This window comes from Streptomyces sp. NPDC028305 (genome assembly GCF_055569495.1).
This window is the reverse complement of sequence record NZ_JBVHTN010000007.1, coordinates 254,389-275,025: the sequence shown is the minus strand read 5'-3', so window position 1 is coordinate 275,025 and position 20,637 is coordinate 254,389. Positions and strand designations below refer to the sequence as shown.

At 72.0% G+C, this 20,637-nt stretch carries 19 protein-coding genes and 2 pseudogenes; 9 read left to right on the top strand and 12 right to left on the bottom strand.

Annotated elements, in window-relative coordinates; translation table 11 throughout:
* Positions 1–92 precede the first annotated feature (92 nt).
* On the bottom strand, positions 93–1,013 hold the full coding sequence (locus ACZ4WQ_RS31000; protein ID WP_398373650.1) for an EamA family transporter: 921 nt from the start codon (positions 1,011–1,013) through the stop codon (positions 93–95).
* Positions 1,014–1,065: 52 nt separating this feature from the next.
* On the opposite strand from ACZ4WQ_RS31000, the gene ACZ4WQ_RS30995 reads away from it, so the two are divergent.
* Positions 1,066–1,590 carry a MarR family winged helix-turn-helix transcriptional regulator gene (locus ACZ4WQ_RS30995; protein ID WP_311725397.1) on the top strand — a complete coding sequence of 175 codons (525 nt, stop codon included), beginning with the start codon at positions 1,066–1,068 and terminating at the stop codon, positions 1,588–1,590.
* Positions 1,591–1,600: 10 nt separating this feature from the next.
* On the opposite strand, the gene ACZ4WQ_RS30990 is transcribed toward ACZ4WQ_RS30995, so the two are convergent.
* Entirely contained in the window at positions 1,601–2,146 is a 546-nt protein-coding gene (locus tag ACZ4WQ_RS30990; protein ID WP_361188120.1) for a tyrosine-type recombinase/integrase, read from the bottom strand.
* 131 nt (positions 2,147–2,277) lie between these two features.
* Here ACZ4WQ_RS30990 and ACZ4WQ_RS30985 point away from each other — a divergent pair, with 131 nt between their 5' ends.
* Positions 2,278–2,781 (top strand): metallophosphoesterase family protein, encoded by a 504-nt coding sequence (locus ACZ4WQ_RS30985; RefSeq protein ID WP_398373310.1) that lies wholly within the window; start codon positions 2,278–2,280, stop codon positions 2,779–2,781.
* Positions 2,782–2,800: 19 nt separating this feature from the next.
* Here ACZ4WQ_RS30985 and ACZ4WQ_RS30980 read toward each other — a convergent pair whose 3' ends face one another.
* The 8 genes from ACZ4WQ_RS30980 to ACZ4WQ_RS30945 form a co-directional block, all read right to left on the bottom strand.
* Complete coding sequence (locus ACZ4WQ_RS30980; protein ID WP_398373308.1) at positions 2,801–4,774, bottom strand: amino acid transporter; 1,974 nt, start codon at positions 4,772–4,774, stop codon at positions 2,801–2,803.
* A gap of 147 nt (positions 4,775–4,921) precedes the next feature.
* Positions 4,922–5,710: a sugar phosphate isomerase/epimerase family protein gene (locus tag ACZ4WQ_RS30975; RefSeq protein WP_311725393.1), complete on the bottom strand. Its 789-nt coding sequence runs from the start codon at positions 5,708–5,710 to the stop codon at positions 4,922–4,924.
* Positions 5,707–7,713 (bottom strand): DUF2264 domain-containing protein, encoded by a 2,007-nt coding sequence (locus tag ACZ4WQ_RS30970; RefSeq protein WP_398373306.1) that lies wholly within the window; start codon positions 7,711–7,713, stop codon positions 5,707–5,709. Before ACZ4WQ_RS30970 ends, ACZ4WQ_RS30975 begins: the two co-directional genes overlap by 4 nt.
* 81 nt (positions 7,714–7,794) lie before the next feature.
* A complete protein-coding gene (locus tag ACZ4WQ_RS30965; protein WP_398373649.1) occupies positions 7,795–8,775 on the bottom strand; it encodes a hydroxyacid dehydrogenase in 981 nt (326 codons plus the stop codon).
* A 35-nt stretch (positions 8,776–8,810) separates the two neighbouring features.
* On the bottom strand, positions 8,811–9,725 hold the full coding sequence (locus ACZ4WQ_RS30960; RefSeq protein WP_311725390.1) for a carbohydrate ABC transporter permease: 915 nt from the start codon (positions 9,723–9,725) through the stop codon (positions 8,811–8,813).
* Entirely contained in the window at positions 9,722–10,672 is a 951-nt protein-coding gene (locus ACZ4WQ_RS30955) for a carbohydrate ABC transporter permease (RefSeq protein WP_468022595.1), read from the bottom strand. Before ACZ4WQ_RS30955 ends, ACZ4WQ_RS30960 begins: the two co-directional genes overlap by 4 nt.
* Before the next feature lie 72 nt (positions 10,673–10,744).
* A complete protein-coding gene (locus ACZ4WQ_RS30950) occupies positions 10,745–12,094 on the bottom strand; it encodes an ABC transporter substrate-binding protein (protein WP_398373301.1) in 1,350 nt (449 codons plus the stop codon).
* 101 nt (positions 12,095–12,195) lie between these two features.
* The gene (locus ACZ4WQ_RS30945) at positions 12,196–13,293 is read right to left on the bottom strand and encodes a LacI family DNA-binding transcriptional regulator (protein WP_311725598.1); all 1,098 of its coding nucleotides are present in this window, start codon (positions 13,291–13,293) and stop codon (positions 12,196–12,198) included.
* Between the two features lie 228 nt (positions 13,294–13,521).
* Here ACZ4WQ_RS30945 and ACZ4WQ_RS30940 point away from each other — a divergent pair, with 228 nt between their 5' ends.
* Complete coding sequence (locus ACZ4WQ_RS30940; protein ID WP_311725386.1) at positions 13,522–14,013, top strand: hypothetical protein; 492 nt, start codon at positions 13,522–13,524, stop codon at positions 14,011–14,013.
* Between the two features lie 49 nt (positions 14,014–14,062).
* The gene (locus ACZ4WQ_RS30935) at positions 14,063–14,623 is read left to right on the top strand and encodes a methylated-DNA--[protein]-cysteine S-methyltransferase (RefSeq protein ID WP_398373299.1); all 561 of its coding nucleotides are present in this window, start codon (positions 14,063–14,065) and stop codon (positions 14,621–14,623) included.
* Between the two features lie 15 nt (positions 14,624–14,638).
* Here the strand turns inward: ACZ4WQ_RS30935 and ACZ4WQ_RS30930 are convergent, their stop codons facing one another.
* The gene (locus ACZ4WQ_RS30930) at positions 14,639–16,660 is read right to left on the bottom strand and encodes an NAD-binding protein (protein ID WP_311725384.1); all 2,022 of its coding nucleotides are present in this window, start codon (positions 16,658–16,660) and stop codon (positions 14,639–14,641) included.
* A gap of 227 nt (positions 16,661–16,887) precedes the next feature.
* On the opposite strand from ACZ4WQ_RS30930, the pseudogene ACZ4WQ_RS30925 reads away from it, so the two are divergent.
* A pseudogene (locus ACZ4WQ_RS30925) lies at positions 16,888–17,103 on the top strand (dihydrofolate reductase family protein); the annotation flags it as partial.
* A 41-nt stretch (positions 17,104–17,144) separates the two neighbouring features.
* Here ACZ4WQ_RS30925 and ACZ4WQ_RS30920 read toward each other — a convergent pair.
* The gene (locus tag ACZ4WQ_RS30920) at positions 17,145–17,888 is read right to left on the bottom strand and encodes a hypothetical protein (protein WP_398373296.1); all 744 of its coding nucleotides are present in this window, start codon (positions 17,886–17,888) and stop codon (positions 17,145–17,147) included.
* A 181-nt stretch (positions 17,889–18,069) separates the two neighbouring features.
* Between ACZ4WQ_RS30920 and ACZ4WQ_RS30915 the strand changes: the two genes are divergently transcribed.
* The 4 genes and pseudogenes from ACZ4WQ_RS30915 (at position 18,070) to ACZ4WQ_RS30900 (ending at position 20,579) form a co-directional block, all read left to right on the top strand.
* Entirely contained in the window at positions 18,070–18,486 is a 417-nt protein-coding gene (locus ACZ4WQ_RS30915; RefSeq protein ID WP_398373294.1) for a transposase, read from the top strand.
* Between the two features lie 90 nt (positions 18,487–18,576).
* Positions 18,577–19,101, top strand: a pseudogene (locus ACZ4WQ_RS30910) (transposase); the annotation flags it as partial.
* Positions 19,046–19,666 (top strand): RNA polymerase sigma factor, encoded by a 621-nt coding sequence (locus tag ACZ4WQ_RS30905; protein WP_394816776.1) that lies wholly within the window; start codon positions 19,046–19,048, stop codon positions 19,664–19,666. The pseudogene ACZ4WQ_RS30910 and the gene ACZ4WQ_RS30905, both read left to right, overlap by 56 nt.
* On the top strand, positions 19,659–20,579 hold the full coding sequence (locus ACZ4WQ_RS30900; RefSeq protein ID WP_311725378.1) for a CU044_5270 family protein: 921 nt from the start codon (positions 19,659–19,661) through the stop codon (positions 20,577–20,579). Before ACZ4WQ_RS30905 ends, ACZ4WQ_RS30900 begins: the two co-directional genes overlap by 8 nt.
* The last annotated feature ends 58 nt before the right edge of the window (positions 20,580–20,637 follow it).

Below are 20,637 nucleotides of genomic sequence, written 5' to 3'. Positions count from 1 at the left end.
CCGGCGGGCCGAGGGGCCGCGGACGGCTGCCCGAACGGGCAGCCGTCCGCGGCCCCTCCCCGCCGAGTGCCGGACCTGAACAGCCCTGATCGTCACGGGGGATTGCGCGGGGAGGGTGCTTGCGCCGGACGCTCGTCGGCTGCCGGACGGAGAGGTACCTGAACGCTGTCGCGGCGGCCCGCGCGCCTGGGTTGGCCCAGGACGACTCCGGCCAGGACCAGGACCAGTCCGCACAGTTGCTGAACGGTCAGTGCGTCTCCGGCGACACATGTGCCGAGCAGGACGCCGGTGACGGGGTTGAGCAGTCCGATCAGTCCGACGGTCCCAGCCGGCAGATGCCGCAGTCCGGTGAACCAGGCGGCGAAGGCCAGCGCGGTGGCGACCAGGGTGACGTAGCCGAACGCGAGGAGCGTCGGCGTCGAGAGCGCGGGCGGAGGGCCTTCCACGGCGGCGGCGACCGGGAGCAGAAACAGACCTCCGGCGGTGAGCTGCCAGGCGGTCGAGGCGAGCACATCGGTATCGGCGCTCCACCGTTTGGCCAGGATGTGCCCGAAGGACGACACCAGCATGGCCGCGGTCGAGGCGAGGACCCCCGGCAGGCTCACCCCTTCCGTCCCCGTGAGCAGCATGAGGCAGACCCCGGCGAGTCCGATCGCGGCGCAGGCCAGGTGGGCGGTCCGGGGCCGTTCGGACACCAGGGGCCAGGCTATGAGCATCATCGTCAGCGGGGACACCGCCATGACGGTCGAGGCGACGCTTGTCGGAAGCAGTTGGGAGGCGGCGTAGACGAGGACGAAGAACACGCTCATGTTGAGCAGCCCGAGCACCGCGGACCGCCACCACCACGCGCCACGCGGCCGCTGTCTGCGCAGGGCGAGCAGGACCAGGCCGGCGGGCAGCGCCCGCAGGGCGGCCCCGTAGAGCGGGCGGTCGGCCGGCAGGAACTCGTGTGTGACGAAGTAGTTGGTTCCCCAGGCCACCGGCGCGACTGCGGTCAGCGCCACCCAGCGCATATTAGCTTCCATGGAAGCTAATATAACTTCCCGGGAAGCTACCATGAGGTGCATGGAACACGGTGAACCGATGGACCGCGTGGCCCGCATCCAGGCGGACTGGCGCCGCGAGCGCCCCGACGTCGACATCACCCCGCAAGGAGTGATCGGACGGCTGCACCGCCTGGCCGACCGGCTCACCGAGGAACTCTGCCTCGTCTACGGCCGCTACGGCCTCAGCGAGGGAGAGTTCGACGTCCTGTGCGCGCTGCGCCGCGCCGGGGACCCCTACGAGCGGGCACCCGGTGAGCTCGCCGCGCACACCATGGTGACCACCGGCGCGATGACGAAGAGAATCGACCGCCTGGAGCGAGCCGGACTCGTCACCCGCCGCCGTTCCGACGACGACCAGCGCGGCCGGATCGTCGCCCTCACCAAACCCGGACGTGAACTGATCGACCGAGCGTTCACCGACCACATGCGCAACGAACGCCACCTGCTGGATCTACTGACGCCCACCGAGGCCGAGTCACTCGAAACGCTGCTCACGACCTGGCTCTCCCGCATGGAGCATCCGCGTCCTTCCCGCGGCGAGTGACGCTCGCGGCTCAGCCCGTCGACCAGACGCGGCGCAGCTGTTCGAAGCGGGTGGGCAGCGGGGGGCGGCGGGCGGCGTAGGTGGCGTTGGTGCGGTGGACGAAGCGGCGCCAGGAGAGCACCAGGCCCTGGCGGGTGATGGGCAGCCCGGCGGCGACGGTGACCCCGTTGTCGTGGGTGTGGTGCACCGTCAGCAGCAGCGCTCTCGGCACCGTCCCCTCCAGCTCGGCGCACAGTTCCTGACGCACCCGCAGCCATCGCCGCACCACGATGACCGTGCCCGGATCCAGCCCGTGCCGGCGCGGGACGCGGTGCTTGCCGTGTTCGATGGTCACCCAGCCCGCGTCCAGGTCCAGCGCGTCGGTGGTGCAGCGCAGCAGGTCCCCGTACCGGGCGCCGGTGGCCCGGGCCAGCCCGACCACCACGGCCAGCCGCACCGTCTCCGGCCGCGTGCCCTGCTCCAGCGCCTGCACCGACAGCAGCCGCCACACCCACTCCGCCTCTGCGGCCGACACCACCGGCCGCGGATACCGGTCGCTCGCCGTTTCCCCCGCCATCCATGCCCGCCTCTCCAGACCCGGCCAGGGCCGCTTGGCACACTATTTCTTACACCGTACTTCCCACCAGGGACAGCGGATATGCGCCACGACGCGCCGCGTCCGGCGCGGCAGCGCGGTACGGTCGCCGGGTGCGGTTGCTGCTGATGTCCGACACCCATGTCCCCCGGCGCGCCAAGCGGCTCCCGGAGGAGCTGCTGGCCCAGGTGGCGCGGGCCGACGTCGTGATCCACGCCGGGGACTGGGTCGACACCGCCACCCTCGACCTGCTCCAGGCGCGCTCCAGGCGGCTGATCGGGGTGTACGGCAACAACGACGGCCCGCCGCTGCGGGCGCGGCTGCCGGAGGTGGCGTACGCGGAGCTGGGCGGGGTGCGGATCGGGGTCGTGCACGAGACCGGGCCGGCGCGGGGACGGGCAGCCCGTTGCGCCGCGCGCTTCCCCGACGTCGACGTGCTGGTGTTCGGCCACAGCCACATCCCGTGGGACTCGGTGGCCGAGGACCGGCTGCGGCTGCTCAACCCCGGCTCCCCCACCGACCGGCGCCGGCAGCCCCACTGCACCTATATGACGGCCGAGGTGTCGGCGGGGCGGCTGACCGGTGTGGAGCTCCATCGGCTGCCGGCCCACCCATGACGTCCGGACCCGCCGCCGCTCAGCCGACGTGGACGTGAGGGCGCCGGGCGCGGTCCGGCTCTGCCTCGCGGAGCACCTCGCGGGTGACGGGCGCGACCTCCCCGTGTCCGAAGAGGAAGAACCGCAGGAAGTTGGCGATGGGGTTGCCCTCGGTCCACTCGAAGTAGATGTGCGGCCGCTGGCCCGTCACATCCCGTACGTGCAGCAGCATCCCGGCCAGCGCGTTGGCGACGGAGGAGCTGACCAGCGTCAGCACGCGGTAGCGGCCGTGCAGCACCTCCCCGCACACATACAGCTCCGTCTCGAACTCCGACGGGTCCGAGACGGTGACCTCGACGAAAATGAAGTCCTCCTCGGCCGGGAGGTCGTTGTCCTCCCGGATCTGGCGGAGCTTGTCGCGGTATTCGGCCACGTCGCGGCTGTCCGGCTCGTTCGCGATGAAGCGGATGGTGCGGTGGGCCATGTCGCGGACGAAGCGGTCGGCCATGGGGTCGAGGTCCACCCGGGTGACCCGCAGCTCGAAGGCGCGGGCGGCCCGGGACATCAGCGAGAGCCCGATGATGCCGGCGATGAAGCAGGCGCCGATCTTCACGCCGTCCGGCCGCTCCACGACGTTCGCCGCCGTGGTGTAGACGAAGACCGCCGCGATGGTGGCGAAGGCGGCCGTCCAGCGGCGCTGCCGGGCCTTGCGCGCGGCGATGGTGACGGCGATCGCGGCGGAGGAGATGAGCACCAGCACCCCGGTGGCGTACGCACCGCCCTGGGCGTCCACGCTGGCGCGGAAGATCCAGGTCACCAGGAAGGCGATGAGCGTGAAGACCAGCACCATGGGCCGCACCGCGCGGGCCCAGTGCGGCGCCATGCCGTAGCGGGGCAGATAGCGGGGCATCAGGTTGAGCAGCCCGGCCATGGCCGAGGCGCCGGCGAACCACAGGATGACGATGGTGGAGATGTCGTAGACGCTGCCGAAGCCGGAGCCCAGGTACTCGTGGGCCAGGTAGGCGAGGGCGCGGCCGTTGGCCTGTCCGCCGGGCTCGAACTCGTGGTGCGGGATCAGCAGGGTGGTGATGAAGCTGGTGACGATGAGGAAGACGCTCATGATCAGCGCGGCCGTGGTCAGCAGTTTCCTGGTCCCCCGGATCCGACCCGCCGGGTGCTCCTCGGTGTCCTGGGGGTCACCTTCGACATGCGGCATGACGGCCACGCCGGTCTCGAAGCCGGACAGGCCCAGCGCGAGTTTGGGGAAGACGAGCAGCGCCAGGCCGATCATCACCAGCGGATTGCCGTGTTCGGTGGTCAGCTTCGTCGTCCAGTCCGAGACCACGCCCGGCTCGGTGAGCACATGTTCCATCCCCACCACCACGACGACGACGTTCAGCGTCAGATAGATGCCGACCAGCACCACCGCCAGCCCGATGGCCTCCGTGAAGCCCTTGAGGAACACGCCGCCGAGCAGGGCGATCAGCACCCAGGTGACGGCCACCTCGTGGCCGTGCAGGGCGCCGCCGACGTTCGGGTTCTCGACCAGGTGGGCGGTGGCGTCGGCCGCCGAGAGGGTGATGGTGATCAGGAAGTCGGTGGCCGCGAACCCCAGCAGGATCAGGACGAACAGCTTGCCCTTCCAGAACGACAACAGCCGCTCCAGCATCGCGATCGAGCCCTGGCCGCGCGGGCTCTCCTCGGCCACCCGCCGGTACACCGGCAGCGCGCCGGCGACGGTGACGAGCACCAGCACGAGCGTGGCCACCGGGGAGAGCGCGCCCGCCGCCAGGGCGGCGATGCCCGGCTGGTAGCCCAGGGTGGAGAAGTAGTCCACACCGGTCAGGCACATGACCTTCCACCAGGGCCGCCCGGGGTGTTCGGCGGGAAGCTCGGCGTGCGGGCCCGGCTGCTGCTTGGCCATGTCGGCCAGGCCCTCGAGCATCCAGATGCGCAGGCGATGATGGCGTGTCCGGCCCCCGGCGTCGTTGCCCGCACGGTCGGAGCTGGCCATCACGTACTCCTGTCGAACCGTTGGATCGAACCGGCCGCTTCGGCAGGCGGCCAGGTCAGAGTACGCAACGGTCGGGTCGGAGCCGGCCCGGCACACCGCGCGAAGCGGGCCGCGGGTGCCGGGCGCGGGTGCCGCGCCCGGCACCCGTCACCGGCCCACGAGCGCCCTCAGGGTCGTCGCCTCCCTCGGCAGGATGGCTTCGTCGTCCCCCGGCACGAACTCCAGCAGCACATCCAGCGGCTCCCGCACGCCGCCCCGCGCGGCGCGGTGGGCGCGCAGCCGCTCGAAGGCGCCGCGCCACATCGCCTCGCGGGCCGACAGCGGCAGCCGGGTGGTGCCGGGCCACCAGGAGAAGGCGTGTACCGCGGCCACCCGGTCGATCAGCGCGTCGAGGCCGGACAGCGCCTCGGCGTCGGGCGTAGCAGGTTCAACAGGTGGCTGCCAGTAGCTCCGCACATCCTGGCGGCCGACCTCGTCGAGCAGCCCGAGGGTGTGGTCCGCGCCGTCGGTGAGGGTGTTCCGGTGGAATTCGTACCCGAGTTCCACCCCGGCGCGGGCCGCGAGCGCGGCGGCGCGCCGGGTGTCCTCGACGATCCGCCGGCGCTGCTCGGGCGGGGTCTCATGGGTGCCGGTGGCGCCCGCCCAGATCCGTATCCGCGGGGCGCCGAGCAGTTCGGCCGAGCGCAGGACCGCGTCGAACTCCTCCGGTTCGCTCACCCCGGCGCGGTAGTACGAGCCGTACGACGCGACGGCGAGGCCCGCGCCCTCGGTGGCCGCGCGCACCCGGCGGGCGACCCGCTCGTCCCCGGCGGGCACATGCCGGTCCCCGCCCCACTCCACGCACTCCAGGCCCGCCCCGGCGACGGCGGCGATCACCTGGTCCGGGTCCAGCCGGCGGAAGGTGACGGAGCAGATGCCCAGCCGGGTGCCGGTCACGCGGTCTCCCCGGTCACCCGGGGCGTGCGGCCGTCCGGGCCGCCGCCGAAGGCCACCACGGTGCTGCCCCCGTCCGGCCAGCGGATGGTGACGACCGGTCCGCTCACCTCGGCGGTGGCGAGCCCGGCCAAGGGCGGGGCGTCCGGGTCGCCGGTGAGCGAGGCGAGCGAGGCGAAGACGGCGCCGGACTCGCCCTCGCCGACGGCGCCGGTGAGCTCGGGGACCAGGGCCCAGGGACCGTACGCGGTGCCCTGCGGGGCCCGGCGGACCGCGGAGCTCTTCCAGCCGTGCAGCGGCAGCAGCCGGCCGGTCACCTCCGCCCCCGCCAGGCACAGCTCCCCCGCCGGGCCGGCGCCGTCCTCCTGCTCGGCGGCGCTGCCCGGCGCCACGGCGATGGCCCAGCCGCTGTGGTGGACGGCGGTGCCGACGGGGACGTTCACCATGTGGTGGAGGCGCAGCTCCATCGAACCGCGGGCCAGGGTCAGGCTGTCGATACGCGCGGCGGGCAGCACGGGGCCGCCGTCGGGGAACACGGGGATGTGCGAAGAGGCCAGCCAGTTGGGGCCGGCGGCCAGCGGGGTGATCCGGAGCCGGGAGCTGCGCAGCCCGCGCAGTTCGAGGCAGATGTGGTTGTCGGGGGTGTTGGCGGCGCTCGTCGGGCCGGTACGGGTGGAGTAGGCGAGGCGGGCGTACAGCGGGTCGCCGGGCGCCCGCTCCCCCTCCCAGGGGCGGATCTTGGCGCTGCCGTGGTTGTGCAGCCGCACCAGCCCGTCGCGGCCGGTGGTCTGCACCAGGAAGCCGGGGGCGGGCAGCGCCAGCACCCGGTCGGGTCCCTGGGACGGGGCCGGCTTCTCGGTGGCGGTCCACACCGGGTGGTCGGGCGGGAGCAGCAGGGCGAGGAACCCCTTGGACGCCCAGTAGGGGGAGCCCGGTCCGGAGTAGCGCTGAAGGGTGGCCTCATGGGGCCCGTACCAGCCCAGGCTCAGCACCCCGTGCCCGGTGAAAGCGCCGCGGTCGAGGAAGTGCCGCAGCGACCCGCTGAGCACCCGCCGGGTGGCGCCCGGGGCCAGCGGGGTGTGTCCGGTGAGGGCGCCGAGCGCGACGGCGGCCCCGGCGGCGAAGCGGTAGGTGAGGGAGCGGCCGTGGTGGATGGGGGCGCCGTCGGCGTCGAAGAGCAGCGAGAACCCCTCGAGGAACTCGCGCAACCGCGGGCCGAGGTGGTCGAGCAGCGCGCGGTCGGCGGCGAGGTGGGCGTGCAGCAGCGGATACAGGTGGAGGGCCCAGCCGTTGTAGTGGTCGAAGGCCCGTCCGTCGCCGTCGGTGTACCAGCCCTGGCCGCGGTACCAGCCCTCGAGCAGGTCGAGGGCGCGCTCGATGGCCCGGGCGGTCTCGGCGTCGCCGCGCCCGACGGACTCCAGGAAGCCGGCGACGGTCAGCGGGAAGAGGTACCAGTTGTTGGGCGCGGGGGTGTGCCGCAGGGCGCCGCGCAGCCATTCCTCGGTGCGGTCCCGGGCGGCGGCGGGCATCTTCTTCCAGGTCCAGGGCGTGGTCAGGCGCAGGGCCAGCGCCACGGACGCGGACTCCACCATCGGCTGGCCCTGGATGCCGTGATGGCCGATCAGCGGCCAGGACTCGGCGTCGTCCCGCCCGGGGGTGAGGGTGCCGCGCTCGATGCCCGCGGTGTAGCGGGACAGAAAGCTGTGCGGGTCGGCCCCGCCGGCGCCCGCGACGCGCAGGGCGGCCAGCAGGAAGGTGCGGGCGAAGCCTTCGAGGCCGTCGGAGCGCACGCCGGATCTCGACGGCGGTCCGGGGAGGTCGATCAGGCCGTGGCCGGGGGTGGCGTACCGCAGGGCGGCGCGCAGCATGCCGTCGGCGGCGGCCTCCCAGTGGGCGCGGGTCAGCCCGGTGTGCGGGCTGAGCTCGCGGTCGTCGGCGGGGAACGGGAAGGGGAGCGGCGCGGTGGGGGTGAGGGGCGTGGCGGTGGCGGTGGCGGGGGTGGGCATGGCGGGGTGGGTCTCCTGTCGCGTCTGTCCCTGTGCTGGAAGGCCCGGGTTTCCGGTGCCCCGGGTCTCCGGTGCCCGGCGTCAGGCCGAGCGGTCGAGGATCTCCGGGCGTACCGGATGGGCGAACGGGCGGCCGTGGACGTAGCGTTCGACCTCGCCGATCGCCAGGTCGGCGAGGCGCCCGAGCTCGCCGCTCTTGGACCCGGCGATATGCGGGGTGATCAGCGCGTGGTCGCTGTCGTACAGCGGCGAGTCGGCGGGCAGCACCTCCGGTTCGGTGACGTCCAGCACCGCGTACAGCCGTCCGGCCACCACCTCGTCGGTCAGCGCGGGCTGGTCCACGATGGCCCCGCGGGCGGTGTTGATCAGCGTGGCGCCGGTGGGCATGGTGGCCAGCAGCTCGCGGCTGACCAGGCCGCGGGTCTCGGGCAGCAGCGGGGTGTGCACGCTGACCACGTCGCTGGTGGCGAACAGCTCGGCCGGCGGGACGAGGCGGGCGCCCAGCTCGCTGGCCTCGTCGGCGGTGACGAACGGGTCGTACAGCAGGATGTCGAGGTCGTGCGGGCGCAGCAGTTCGATGACGCGCCGGCCGATGACGGAGGCGCTGAGGATCCCCACCGTTCTGCGGTAGTTGCCCGCTCCGGGGTACCGCTCGTTCCAGTCGACGCGGCGGCGCTCGGCGCGGTAGTCACGGGCGATGTCCAGGACGCGCTTGTTGGCGAGCAGGATCATCGCGAGGGTGTACTCGGCGACGGGCACCGCGTTGGCCGCGGCGGCCGAGGAGATGGCGAGGCCGCGCTCCCAGCAGGCGTCGGTGATGTGGTTGCGCACGGTCCCGGCGGTGTGCACGATGGCGCGCAGCCGGGGGGCGGCGTCCAGCGCCGGGCGGTCGACGGGCGCGCAGCCCCAGCCGGTGATCAGCAGTTCGGCGTCGGCCAGGGCGTGCTGGGCGGCCGGGGTGGTGAAGTCGTCGAGGACGAGTCCCGCGTCCAGGTCGGTCAGCCGGGTCAGGCGGGCCAGCGCCCGGTCGTCGAGCACCTGCCGGGCGGTTCTGGACGCCATGGCGAGGACGGCGCGCGGACGGGGACGGGGTTCGGTCACTTGACGCTCCCTGCGGTGAGGCCGGACTTCCAGTAGCGCTGGAGCAGTACGAAGGCCGCGATCAGCGGGACGACGGCGAGCAGCGAGCCGATGACGACCAGGGGGTAGTACTCGGGAGAGACGGTGGCGGCGCTGTTCCACGTGTAGAGGCCGAGGCTCAGCGGATACAGGTGCTGGTCGGAGAGCATCACCATGGGGAGGAAGAAGTTGTTCCAAATGGCGGTGAGCTGGAAGAGGAACACGGTGACGAAGCCGGGGCCGAGCATCCTGAGGCTGACCCGGAAGTAGGTCTGGAGCTCGCCCGCGCCGTCCATCCGGGACGCCTCCAGGACCTCGTTCGGCACATAGCCGCTGCTGAGCAGGCGGGCGAGGTAGACGCCGAAGGGGTTGAAGAGGACCGGGACGAACACCGCCCAGAAGGTGTTGACCATGCCGACGTTGGAGGCCACCAGATAGAGCGGGAGGGCCAGCACGGTCGGCGGCACCATGACACCGGTGAGGACGAGGCCGAACAGCTTCTCCTTGTGCCGGAACTCGTACTTGTCGAAGGCGTAGCCCGCGGCGACGCTGATGAGCGAGCCGACCAAGGCGCCGACGACCGCGTACAGCAGGCTGTTGACGTACCACTCGCCGTAGAGCCCGCCGTCCATGGAGAACAGGTCGGAGAGGTTGCGCGCGAAGGAGAAGTCGCCGAGGGAGAAGATGTCGCTGCCGAAGAGGGCGTCGGCGTTCTTGGTGGACGCCAGCACCAGCCACAGCGCGGGCAGCATGGTGTAGAGGGCGGCGATCAGGACCACCGCGTTGGCGACGCCGCGGCTGGTCAGCCTGGAACGCCCGAAGGGCTTGCCGAGCGTTCTGGCCGGCGGTCCGCCGGAGGCGTTCACGGGGGTGGTGGGTGTCGTCGTGGTCATCCCTCTCTCCGTTCCCGGCGGCCCGACCAGCGCGTCACGGCGTACGAGAGCACACAGGTGACGATCAGGAGGATCACGGAGGCCGCGGAGGCGAGTCCGTAGTTGTTGCGGCGGAAGGCCGCGTCATAGATGTACATGTTGGGGGTGAAGCGGGAGTTGACCATGGGGGTGGCCTGGTTCATCAGCATGGGTTCGGTGAACAGCTGGAGCGCACCGATCAGGGAGAACATGCACACCATGACGACGGAGCCCCTGACGATGGGCACCTTGACCTGGAGCGCGGTGCGGATACCCCCGGCGCCGTCGATGGTCGCCGCCTCGATCACCTCACGCGGCAGCGCCTGGAGCGCGGCATAGAAGATGATCATGTTGTAGCCGAGCCCGCTCCACAGGGCGATGTTGACGATCGACGGCAGCACGGTGTGCAGGCCGAGGAAGTCGATGGTGATGTCGGCCTGGGCGAAGAGTTTGATGACCGGGCTGAGCCCCGGGGTGTAGAGGTACAGCCAGATGACGGCCGCGATGATGCCGGGGACGGCGTGCGGCAGATAGACCAGCATCTGCGCGGTCCGCCGCAGCCGGATGAGGCCCGAGTCGAGCAGCAGGGCGAGCGCGAGCGCGCTGATGACCACGAGGGGTACGAAGATCACGCAGTAGAGTGCGATGGTACCGAACCCCGAGAGGAAACTCGGGTCCTGCAGCACCGAGAGATAGCTGCGCAGCCCGGTGAAGACGGTGCGCCCGCCGCCGAAGCCGAGGCCTTCGTGGTCCTCGGAGAAGAGGCTGAGGTAGATGGCGTAGCCGACGGGGATCAGGAACACGGCGATGAGCAGTGCCGTGAAGGGGGTCAGCAGAACGGTGGCGGCGATCCGCTGCTGACGTCGTCCGGTTCTGCGGGGCGGGTCGACGGCGGCCGCCGATGGCGGCGCCGTCCGTTTCGAGGACATGGCTGTGCTCACGGGTTACCTCGGATCCAACGGGTGAGGTGCGGCTCAGGGGTGAGACGGGGAGACGGCGGCTCAGCGGGTGGTGACCGACAGGCCGAGGCTCTTCAGATCGGGCATCGTTTTGCTCTGGGCCTCGCGCAGGGCCTTCAGGATGTCGCCGCTGCCGACACCGGCCTTCGCGAGCCCGTCGTCGCCGGAGGTGGTGGTCGAGACCATCCGCGGCCCCCACTTCCAGGTCGGGGAGATCAGCTCGGCCTGCTGCTGGAAGAGGCCGAAGATGTCCTGACCGGAGTAGTAGCTGGTGTCCATCTCCTTGCGGGCGACCGGGACCAGATCGGGGACGACCGGGAAGGCGCTGCTGACACCGCTGGCGAGCTTGGCGCGCAGGGCGTCGGGGCTGGTGACCATCCAGGAGATGAACTCCATGGCCTCCTTGGGGTGGTCACTGTCCTTGGTGACCATGAAGGTCGAGCCGCCCTGGGTGGACACCTTCGGCTTGGCCGGGTCCCACTGCGGAACCGGAGCGATGGCCCATTTGCCCTTGCCGTCGGGGGTGGACGCCATCATGGACCCCGCGGCCCAGGCGCCCGCCAGATAGCCGACCGTCTCCCCGCTGCGCAGATGGGCCCGCCACTGCTGGCTGGACCCGGGCTCCACGCGTACCAGGTCCTCGTCCATCAGCCGCTGCCAGTACGCCGCGACCTTGCGGGTGGGGGCGTCGTCCATGGAGATGCGCCAGGTGTCGTCGGCGGTGTCGTACCACTGGGCCCCGGCCTGCCAGGCGTACGCGGCCATGTAGAGCGTGCCGCCGGTGGTGAAGAGGCTGGCGATACGGGACCGCGGCTCCGCCTTCTTGAGCTTGCGGGCCGAGCTCTCGAACTCCGCCCAGGTCTTGGGCACCGGGATGTGGTTCTTGGTGAAGATGTCCTTGCGGTACAGGAAGACCATCGGCTCGATGTCCACCGGTACGGCGTAGGTGCGCCCGTCGAAGGTGGTGAGATCCAGCGCCTGCGGCAGGATCTTGCGGCGCACCGAGTCGGGCAACAGCCCGGTGATGTCCCGGGGCACGCCGTCGATGGTGAAGCTGGGCAGCTGCGGGTATTCGACGGTGGCCACATCGGGGGAGTTGCCGGCGCGCGCGGCGTTGCTGAGCTTGGCCCAGCCGCCCTGCTCTCCCGAGGGAACCTGCTGGAAATCGACCTTGATCTTGGTGTGGGTGCGGTTGAACTCGTCGACGACCTCCTGACTGCCGCGCAGCGCCGACCAGAAGGTGAGGCGCACGGGGCCGTTGCCGGCGGTGTCGGACCCGCGACCTGTGGAGCAGCCCGCCAGTACGAGGGCGAGCAGAGTGAGTAGTGCCGTGGTTCCGGCTGTGGCCCGGCGTCGGGTTGCCAGGCGTCCTGGGCGTCTGTGGCCAGGCATGGACCCTCCCCTGATTCAACGGTGGAGTCACGGGGAATCCTGATCGCTTGACTAAAAAGACGTCAATACATCGAACAGAAGAAACTAAAGCGGTCAAACGATCAGAACTGATGGGCCGCCGCGGGGGCCGTGGAATCCCGGACCACGAGATCCGGCAGCAGCTCCAGATGGCGGGTGGCGCCGGGCCGCCGGCCCTCACGCGCCGCGTCGAACTGACGGCTCAGCACATCCAGCGCGGCGCGCCCGATCTCCGCCTTCGGCGGGGCCACCGCGGTCAGCGCGATATGCCCCATATCCGCGACCACGTCGTTGTACGCGACCACCGAGCAGTCACGCGGCACCTCGAGGCCGGCCTCCTGGAGCCGCTGGACCAGCACCAGCGCGTCCATGTCGCTGTGGATCAGCGCGGCCGTCGCCCCGGTCTCGCGCAGCGTCTGGACCAGGTCGACCGCGCGCGCGTCGGCGACGCTCGGATCGGGGCCCGCGGTGCGCGAGCTGAGGATGGTGCGGCACCCCCCGGCGATCCCGCGGGCCGCGGTCTGCGCGGCGAACTCGGCGCGGATCACCCGCGCGGTGGGGCTGTCGTCGCGCGCCGCCAGCACGATCCGCTCATGGCCCAGGGAGAGCAGATGGCCGAGGGTCAGGTGCACCCCGTACGCGTGGTCGCCGCGGACCGAGTCGACCCCGTAGAGGGCGCTGCCCCGCTCCGGGCGCCGCTCCACCAGCACCACGGGCACCTCCAGGGCCGACAGCCAGGAGTGGTCCTGCGCCGCCTCCTCCGCCGTGCGCCAGCGCGGCGCGATCAGCAGGCCGCGCACCCCGGCGTCCAGCGCCTGGCGGACCGCCCGGCGGTCGGCACCCGGCTCGTCGGCGGCGATGTGCAGCGCAAGCCGCAGACCGGCCCGCTCGGCGGCCTCCCGCGCGCCCTGCACGGCCTCCGTCAGATACGTGTTGCGCTCGGGGACGACCATGCCCACCGCGTCCCCGGTGCCGGCGCCGGGCTCGGGCAACGGCCGCAGCGAGCGCGCCACCCCGTGGCCGCGTCGCACCTCCCCGCGGCGCGCCAGCTCCTCGATGTCCCGGCGCACCGTGACGATGGAGACCCCCAGCTCGTCGGCGAGATCGGTGATCCGCGCCAACCCGCGGGCCTCCACGATCCCCACGATCCGCGACTGCCTGTTCCGCGCCGGTTCCCGCATACCCCACCGCTCGTCTCCGTCGGTCACGCCCGGCGTGATCGGATTTTCCAGAACCCGGCCATAGTAGCGATCATTCGATCAGTACAGGACGGCGCCCATGGGGACGGCCCAGAAACACCACGAGGTGGTGAACGGAACAAGACCGCGGCACGTACCACCCTCCGTGCGCCGGTGCGCGGCGCGCGACGCCGACCCGACGACAGCTGCCCGAAACCTGGAGGCCCGATCATGAACCAGCCGGTCACCCCTCCCGTCCAAGCGCTCCCGGGCGGAGAGGCCGAACTCCGCCTTGTGCTCCATCTGTCCTGGGAGGACATCGCCAGGCTGGGCCAGGAGGCCGGCCGGCTGGCCGCCCAGCTACAGCGCCCGGTGAGCCTCGACGAGGCCGTCAGCCACCGGCTGCGCAGCCGACCGCCGGCCGCCCACGCCAAGCCCGCCCACGCCCCGGCCCCCGACCGCAGTCAGCCGCTCGCCGCCGCCTCGGCTCCGGCCGCGCCGCTCACCGCCCGCTCCCCCGGCGAGCAGGCCCGGCAGGCGATCGAGAAGATCAACAGCTCGGTCCAGCCGTATCAGGGCGGCGCCGAATCCCCGGGCTCGGCACCCCCGGGCCCGGCTCCCGAGGCGATCCCGAGCGACGCCCGGGGCATTCTGGAGCGTCCCACCCGCCCGCCGTCCTCCGTCAACGGCGCCGGCGAGCACGGCCAGTTGAGGGGCGCCTGACCACATCCTGCCCGGGCCCGATGTCGGCGGCCCCCAGTAGGGTCGCCGGATGAGCGTGTTGTGGCTGACCGTGGAGACGCCGCTGCCCACCGGGCGGATGCGGGTGGGGGTGACCGACCGCGGTGTGGTGGCCGCCGCGTACACCCCGCAGGGCGCGGCCGGGTTGCCGGCGGGGCCGCTGATATCCGAGGAGTCCGGCGACCGCCGGGCGGCCGCGGTGGCCGGCCGCTTCGCGGACTACTTCGCCGGGCGGCGGCGGGAGTTGGAGCTGCCGCTGGACTGGCGGCTGACCTCCGGGGCCCAGCAGGCCGTGCTGCGCGTGCTCCAGCGGACCGTCGGATTCGGACGCACCATCACGTACGGCGAACTGGCCGAGCGCAGCGGGGCGTTCGAGGCGGCGGAGCCGGAACAGCGGGCGCTCGCGGCGCGCACGGTGGGTTCGATCATGGGCTCCAACCCGATCTGTCTGCTGGTGCCCTGCCACCGCGTGGTGGCCGCCGACGGCATCGGCGGGTTCGGGGGCGGCGCGGCGGGGCTCGCGGTCAAGCGGTGGCTGCTGACCCTGGAGGGTTCGCTGGCCCCCACGCTGGACTGGGCGGACCCGGCCTGACCCCATCGGCCCGGTTCAGGCCGGGCCCGGCGAGGCGGGGCGCGCGGCGGGTTCCGTACGGCCTGCGGCGGGCCCGTTCCCCAGGAGTTCGCCCAGGCCCTGGCGGGTGGCGGCCAGCACCACGCGGTCCCGGGGCCGCAGCACGTAGTCCGGCGGCAGGTCCCACACCAGGCCCCGCTGCTGCCCGCTGCCGTCGTCCGGGGGCGCCGCGGCCAGATCGCGGAAGCCGCCGTCGGCGTCCGCGGTGTCCAGGGCGACCACCCGCCACGCGCCCGGCCGGAACGCCTCGGCGACCGTGCGGCCCGCCAGCTGCGGGTGGCCCGCGACCGGCAGCGCGGCGAAGAGCAGCACCCGCCGCTCGACCGGCACCGCGCCCAGGATCTGACGCCCCATCATGGCGCCCGCGAAGGCCGGGGCCGCCAGGGTGGACACGCTGCGGCTGCGGGTCAGCGCCTGCGGGTGCGCGGCCCGCAGGGTGCGGTAGACGGCCTTGGCGAAGCGGTCGTCGTACAGCCGCATGGCCACCCGCAGGCCGGGCTGGAGCGAGCGGGCGTACAGCGTGGCCTCCAGGTTGGTGGTGTCGGAGCTGGTGACCGCGAGCAGCGCGTGCGCCCGGTCGATCTTGGCGGCCTCCAGCACGCCCTCCTCCGTGACATCGCCGAGGACCGTGGGCACCCTCAGCCGCCGGGCCAGCGGAATGCCACGCGCCTGGGGGTCCTCCTCCACGCACACCACCGGGATGTCCAGCTCCCGGAGCCGGGCCAGCACGCGGGTGCCGACCTTCCCGAGGCCGAGCAGCACGACATGGCCGGACAGCCCGCGGGGCGGCCGGCGCAGGGCGGACGCGGTCCGGAAGGTGCCGAGCCCCTCCAGCGTGGCGGCCACCAGGACGGGCAGCAGCATCAGTCCGACCAGCCCGGACAGCAGTTGCAGGATCTGCCGGGCGAGCGGCTCGCCGAGCGCGGGGTCGCCGGTGCCGAGGATATCCAGCAGCGTCACATACGCGGCGCGCAGCGGATGTTCCCCGGTGATCTGCCAGGACGCGATGGCGAGGGCCACCAGCGCGGCGGCGAACCCCGCGATGGTCCGCCGCAGCCGGCGCGAGAACAGCGAGCCGAGCGGCACGCCCCGGCCGCCGAGCCGGCGCGGGGGCAGCGCGGAGCCGCTGTGCGAGACGGCCTCCAGCACCACCGTACGACGCCCGGTCGCGGCGGCCACGTCCTGGTCGTCGGGCAGCATGCGCGGCCCCTCGGCCCCGCTGCTGTCCGAACCCTCCTGGCCCGCCGGGTCGTTGGTGGTCGAGGAGAGCAGGGCGAGGGTGCACAGCCCCGGGTCGGCGATCTCGTCACGGCCGGGCGGGGTGTGGATGGCGGCCCGCAGCAACAGCCCGTCGGCCTGGATCACCTTGCTGGTGCCCGCCACGGCGGTGGCGGCGAGCGCGGGCGCGGCGGTGTCCGCGTCCGACAGGACGGTGGTCGAGGCGTCCAGGTCCGCCGCGTCGAGGCCGGGGTCGGCGACCGCCGCGGCCTGGTCGAGCAGTTCCCGCAGATGCTCGCCGAGCTTGCGGTTGTAGAGCCGGATCACCAGCCGCAGCCGGGGGTTGAGGCGGCGGGCGCGCAGCGCGGCGTGGATGTTGGTCTCGTCGTCGTCGTAGACCAGGGCGAGGGCGGCGGCCCGGTCCACCCCCGCCTCGGTGAGCACCTCGTCGTCCGGCTCGACGGCCTCCAGGACGCGGATGCCGGTGCCGGACGGCGCGTTGGCGGGCCCCGGCGGGGACAGCGACGGGCGGCCGACGGCCGCCGTCATCCGCCCGAACAGCGCGGCAGCCCGCGCCCGGCCGCGCCCGGCCCCCGGCACGGCGGTCCGCGCCGGGCGTGGCTCCCAGGCGGAGGGCGTGGCGGGGATGACGACGGTCACCCGCTGGACGTAGACGTCCTTGAGTTCGGCGGCGAGGCGGTGGGCGAGCGCGTCGTCGCCGCACACGACCATGTGCGGGCCGGGCGGCTCCGCCGACGGCTGCTGGGGCAGGGTGGGCATGCTCGGTAGAGTCTCCTGGGCCGCTCGGCGGTTCCGGCCGGACGCGCGGGGTGGCGCGGCCGCCCGTTGATCATCACGGTTACCGGCGGTCGGCGCCAGGGGCTGGCACGCGGCGGAGCCGCACATCGATGCTGCCCCCTGCCCGCCCCTTCCCGAAGCTCCAGTCGGGTAGTTCTGGGGTGGTCGGAAGATGTTGGCATCTTCGCAGGTCAGGCGGTAGCCGAGCCGGGGAGTGCGACATCGCGATCGGCGGCGCGACTCTCGCCGCCGAGGCGGCCGCGTCGGGTCTGATCGACGAGTACCGGGCCATGGCCTACCCGGTGCTGGTTGGCGGTGGCATTCCGTTCTTTCCCCACCGCGAGCGCCAGGTGGATCTCGAACTCGTCGAGACCCGCAACTTCAGCCCGAGAGTCGTCTACCTCCGCTACCGCGTGGCGCGTTAGGCCGTGTTTCCAGTTGTGATCATGTGGTGGGTGGAAGCTCGTCAGCCCCACAGCCAGTCGGATGCGAGCTCGGCGAAGGCACTTTCCTCTCGTGTGGCTCGTAGCGGACGGGTCTCCTTGTGGAACTGCAGGGTCACGCCGGTGACGGGCAGTGAGGGGCGGCCGGGGATGGTCATCGAGGTCCCGGCGGGCAGCTTGAAATGCCGGGAGCCCCAGGGGTTCCCCCAGGAGGAGACATGCGACTCCTCCTGCCAGGCCAACTCGGCGCGCATGCCCGCGAATGAGGCGATCGGCGTCTGCTGGGCGTCGTGGAAGACCGCGTCGTAGATGTCGGCATGTACGTCTCCCCACTGTTGCTTGCTGAGCGTGGCAGTGTTCTGCGGCTGCGTGAAGCCGTGGCTGGACAGGATGGCCACGTCGTAGCCCCAGGAGCCCTCACCCGTAGGGTGAACACTCAGGATCCGCAGGTTACGCAGGTAGGCGGCCTGAACAGCGTCCCCGGACGGTGTGCGGCGCGAGCACACGAACACTGCGGGCCGCCCTTCGCGAGCGGGGGTCGTTCCCACCCGGGTGGCAAGGTCCGCCACGCGCGCGATGTCGTCGACGGTGACCGTTGCATCCAGCGACCCCGCGGCGATGAGCGCCACCGCCTCGTCGTCTGCGCGGGCCACCAGCGTGGACCCGCCCGGCGGCGTGTGGAACTGCCAGATGTCGTCCTCTTCGGTCAACGCTCGGGCAACGGCGTCGAGAAACTGCCGATGTTCGGCGGGTTCGTCTTGCGTCATGGCCGATGATCGTAGGGTTTGCGCGCGTCGCCAACAGTGGCGGATGACTGCAGGCGCTTGATCTTGGGCCAGGGCTGTATCGGGCTTTGATCAATCTGTGGGGCCCAGGGACCGTGTCGAGTTGAGATCACGGGTTTCTTGTTTCGTCGTCCCGGCCGGGCTGGGACGGTAGACAGGCGGGATGACCCGGGGTGATCTCACGAACGACGAGTGGGCTGTGTTCGAACCGCTGCTGCCGCTGGGCGAACGCGGTCCCATTCCTGACCTGCGCAGACTGGTCAACGGCGTGATGTGGCGGTTCCGTACGGGCGGTCCGTGGCGGGACATGCCCGAGCGGTACGGGCCGTGGTCCACCGTCTACGGGCGGTTCCACCTCTGGGCCAGGTCCGGGGTCTTCCAGAGGCTGATGGAAGCGGTGATCGCCGAGGCCGCCGTGCGCGGTCAGGCGGACCTCGGCCTGGTGTGCGTGCACTCCACCGTGGCCCGGGCCCACCATCACGCCGCCGGGATGACGGTCGATGCGGAGCTGCTCGAAGCTCTGGAGAAGGCCGTCGCGGAGAAAAAGGGGCTTCCCCAAAGGGACAGAACGCCCCGGTAGCCGAGCCGGACGAGCAGGCGGATCCCGTCCGCAACGAGCGACGACGCCTGCATCGGCGCCGTAAAGCGCGGCTTCGCGCCGCCGAACTGGGGGCGCTCACGCGGCGGGCTGAGCAGCAAGGTGCACCTGTCGGCCGACCGCCGCTGCCGCCCGCTGTCCTTCGTGCTCACCCCCGGCCAGGCCGCCGACAGCCCCCGCTTCACCGCCGTCCTGGAGCGCATCAAGGTACGGGGCCCGGTCGGCCGGCCCCGCACCCGCCCCGCCGCCGTGGCCGCGGACAAGGCGTACTCCTCCCGCGCCAACCGCGCCTACCTGCGAAGACGCAGGATCCGCGCGGTGATCCCGGAGAAGACCGACCAGGCGGCCAACCGCAAGAAGAGGAAACTGCACGCCGATGCCACCGTCCACGTACGCGACGCCAAGGACGTCCAGGGCGGTCGGCTCTCCTTCGTGGACCGGTCCCGGATCGCCTTCGACAAGATCTGCTCCGGGCAACCCGGGCACCCGGTGTGGCGTACGTCACTGGAACCGGGTGGTGGTGTGCGGACAGATGCAGGGTGTGGATACGACTCTGCGGAAACGCATCGGTGCGGGGGACCACGGTGCTTTCGGTGAGATCTTCGACGCCTACGCGCGTTCCGTCTACAACCACGCCTTCCGGCTCACGGGTGACTGGGCACTGGCGGAGGACATCGTGTCCCTGACCTTCCTCGACGCCTGGCGCCTGCGCGGAAGGGTGGCCGAGGAGGGCGACTCGTTACGGCCCTGGCTGCTCGGGATCGCCACCAACATCGCGCGCAACACACGCAGGTCGGCCCGAAGACACGCGGCCGCCGTGGCGCGACTCCCCCGGGGCGGGGTCGAGCGCGACTTCGCCGAGGAGCTCGTCGGCCGCCTCGACGACGAGGCCCAACTGGGCCTCGTACAGGCGGCGCTGTCGGAACTGAAGAGGACCGAGCGTGAAGTCCTGGCTCTCTGCGTCTGGTCGGGGCTCGGCTACGCGGCGGCGGCCGAAGCGCTCGAAGTACCCGTCGGCACCGTGCGATCACGACTGTCCCGGGCGAGGGCAAAACTCGCGAAACATATGGAACCTCCGTCCAAACACGGGCAGACGAATGGATGGACGAGAGGGGAACGCACCACTTCGGTCGAGCCCGTCAAGGAGGAGAACCGTGGCTGAGCTTCCCGAGAAGGACTTCGCGCCGGGCCGTCACCGAGTCCTCAGAGATCATCTGATGTCCGAGATCCGGCGGAGCGGGAACCCGGCACCGACACCCGCACGGGCTTCGGTACGGAGGAACCGGCTGCGTCGCGCGTTCGGGGCCGTCGCCGCCACGGCCGCCGTCACCTTCGTACTGCTCACGCCGTCCGGCCAGGAGACGGGCGCCCGGCCGCCGGTACAGACCGCCGCGACGTTGCTGGAGGACATCGCGCTGGCCGCTGAGCGCGACAGGACGCTCGGCGGCATCCGCGACGACCAGTTTCTGTACGTCGAGAGCGAACTGGCCTACACCCTGCACGAGAAGGGCCGCAAGGCGCGGCTCGACCCCGTGCACCGGAGGGAGGTCTGGCTCTCGGTGGACGGCCTGCACACGGGCCTGCTCCGTGAGGACAACCGCCTCGGCGAAATCCCCCTGGAGCCCGATCTCCCCCTCACGGAGTCCTCCATGAACTATCGGACCCTGCAGGCCCTGCCGACCGATCCCGAGCAGATGCTGCGATGGCTCAACCGCGTCAGCCGGGGAGGCGAGAGCCATGACCAGAACGTCTTCGTGCAGGTCGGCGAAATGATGCAGGAGAATGTGGTGCCGCCCGCGCAGAGTGCGGCTCTCTACCGTGCCGCGGCCAGGATTCCCGGGGTCGTCGTCATCTCGGACGCGGTCGACGCGGCGGGGCGCCCCGGTGTGGCGGTCGCGCGGGTGGACGACGGGGAACGGCAGGAACTGATCTTCGACAAGGATACGAAACAGCTCCTGGGCGAACGTCTCGTCGCCGTCGAGGACCTCCCCGGCGGACAGAAGAAAGGCGAGGTCACCGGGTCCAGCGCGATCCTCGAACGAGCCGTCGTGGACGAGCCCGGCCGACGCCCGTAGGGCCTGTCCGTACCCTCGCCCCATGCCGTGCCGTGCCGGTCCCGGCGTGGGGCGAGGG

Excerpts from the sequence above, each read along its gene's own strand:
- ACZ4WQ_RS31000 (WP_398373650.1), bottom strand. The coding sequence starts at position 1,013 with ATGCGCTGGGTGGCGCTGACCGCAGTCGCGCCGGTGGCCTGGGGAACC.
- ACZ4WQ_RS30995 (WP_311725397.1), top strand. The coding sequence starts at position 1,066 with ATGGAACACGGTGAACCGATGGACCGCGTGGCCCGCATCCAGGCGGAC.
- ACZ4WQ_RS30990 (WP_361188120.1), bottom strand. The coding sequence starts at position 2,146 with ATGGCGGGGGAAACGGCGAGCGACCGGTATCCGCGGCCGGTGGTGTCG.
- ACZ4WQ_RS30980 (WP_398373308.1), bottom strand. The coding sequence starts at position 4,774 with ATGGCCAGCTCCGACCGTGCGGGCAACGACGCCGGGGGCCGGACACGC.
- ACZ4WQ_RS30970 (WP_398373306.1), bottom strand. The coding sequence starts at position 7,713 with ATGCCCACCCCCGCCACCGCCACCGCCACGCCCCTCACCCCCACCGCG.
- ACZ4WQ_RS30965 (WP_398373649.1), bottom strand. The coding sequence starts at position 8,775 with ATGGCGTCCAGAACCGCCCGGCAGGTGCTCGACGACCGGGCGCTGGCC.
- ACZ4WQ_RS30960 (WP_311725390.1), bottom strand. The coding sequence starts at position 9,725 with ATGACCACGACGACACCCACCACCCCCGTGAACGCCTCCGGCGGACCG.
- ACZ4WQ_RS30955 (WP_468022595.1), bottom strand. The coding sequence starts at position 10,672 with ATGTCCTCGAAACGGACGGCGCCGCCATCGGCGGCCGCCGTCGACCCG.
- ACZ4WQ_RS30950 (WP_398373301.1), bottom strand. The coding sequence starts at position 12,094 with ATGCCTGGCCACAGACGCCCAGGACGCCTGGCAACCCGACGCCGGGCC.
- ACZ4WQ_RS30945 (WP_311725598.1), bottom strand. The coding sequence starts at position 13,293 with ATGCGGGAACCGGCGCGGAACAGGCAGTCGCGGATCGTGGGGATCGTG.
- ACZ4WQ_RS30940 (WP_311725386.1), top strand. The coding sequence starts at position 13,522 with ATGAACCAGCCGGTCACCCCTCCCGTCCAAGCGCTCCCGGGCGGAGAG.
- ACZ4WQ_RS30935 (WP_398373299.1), top strand. The coding sequence starts at position 14,063 with ATGAGCGTGTTGTGGCTGACCGTGGAGACGCCGCTGCCCACCGGGCGG.
- ACZ4WQ_RS30930 (WP_311725384.1), bottom strand. The coding sequence starts at position 16,660 with ATGCCCACCCTGCCCCAGCAGCCGTCGGCGGAGCCGCCCGGCCCGCAC.
- ACZ4WQ_RS30920 (WP_398373296.1), bottom strand. The coding sequence starts at position 17,888 with ATGACGCAAGACGAACCCGCCGAACATCGGCAGTTTCTCGACGCCGTT.
- ACZ4WQ_RS30915 (WP_398373294.1), top strand. The coding sequence starts at position 18,070 with ATGACCCGGGGTGATCTCACGAACGACGAGTGGGCTGTGTTCGAACCG.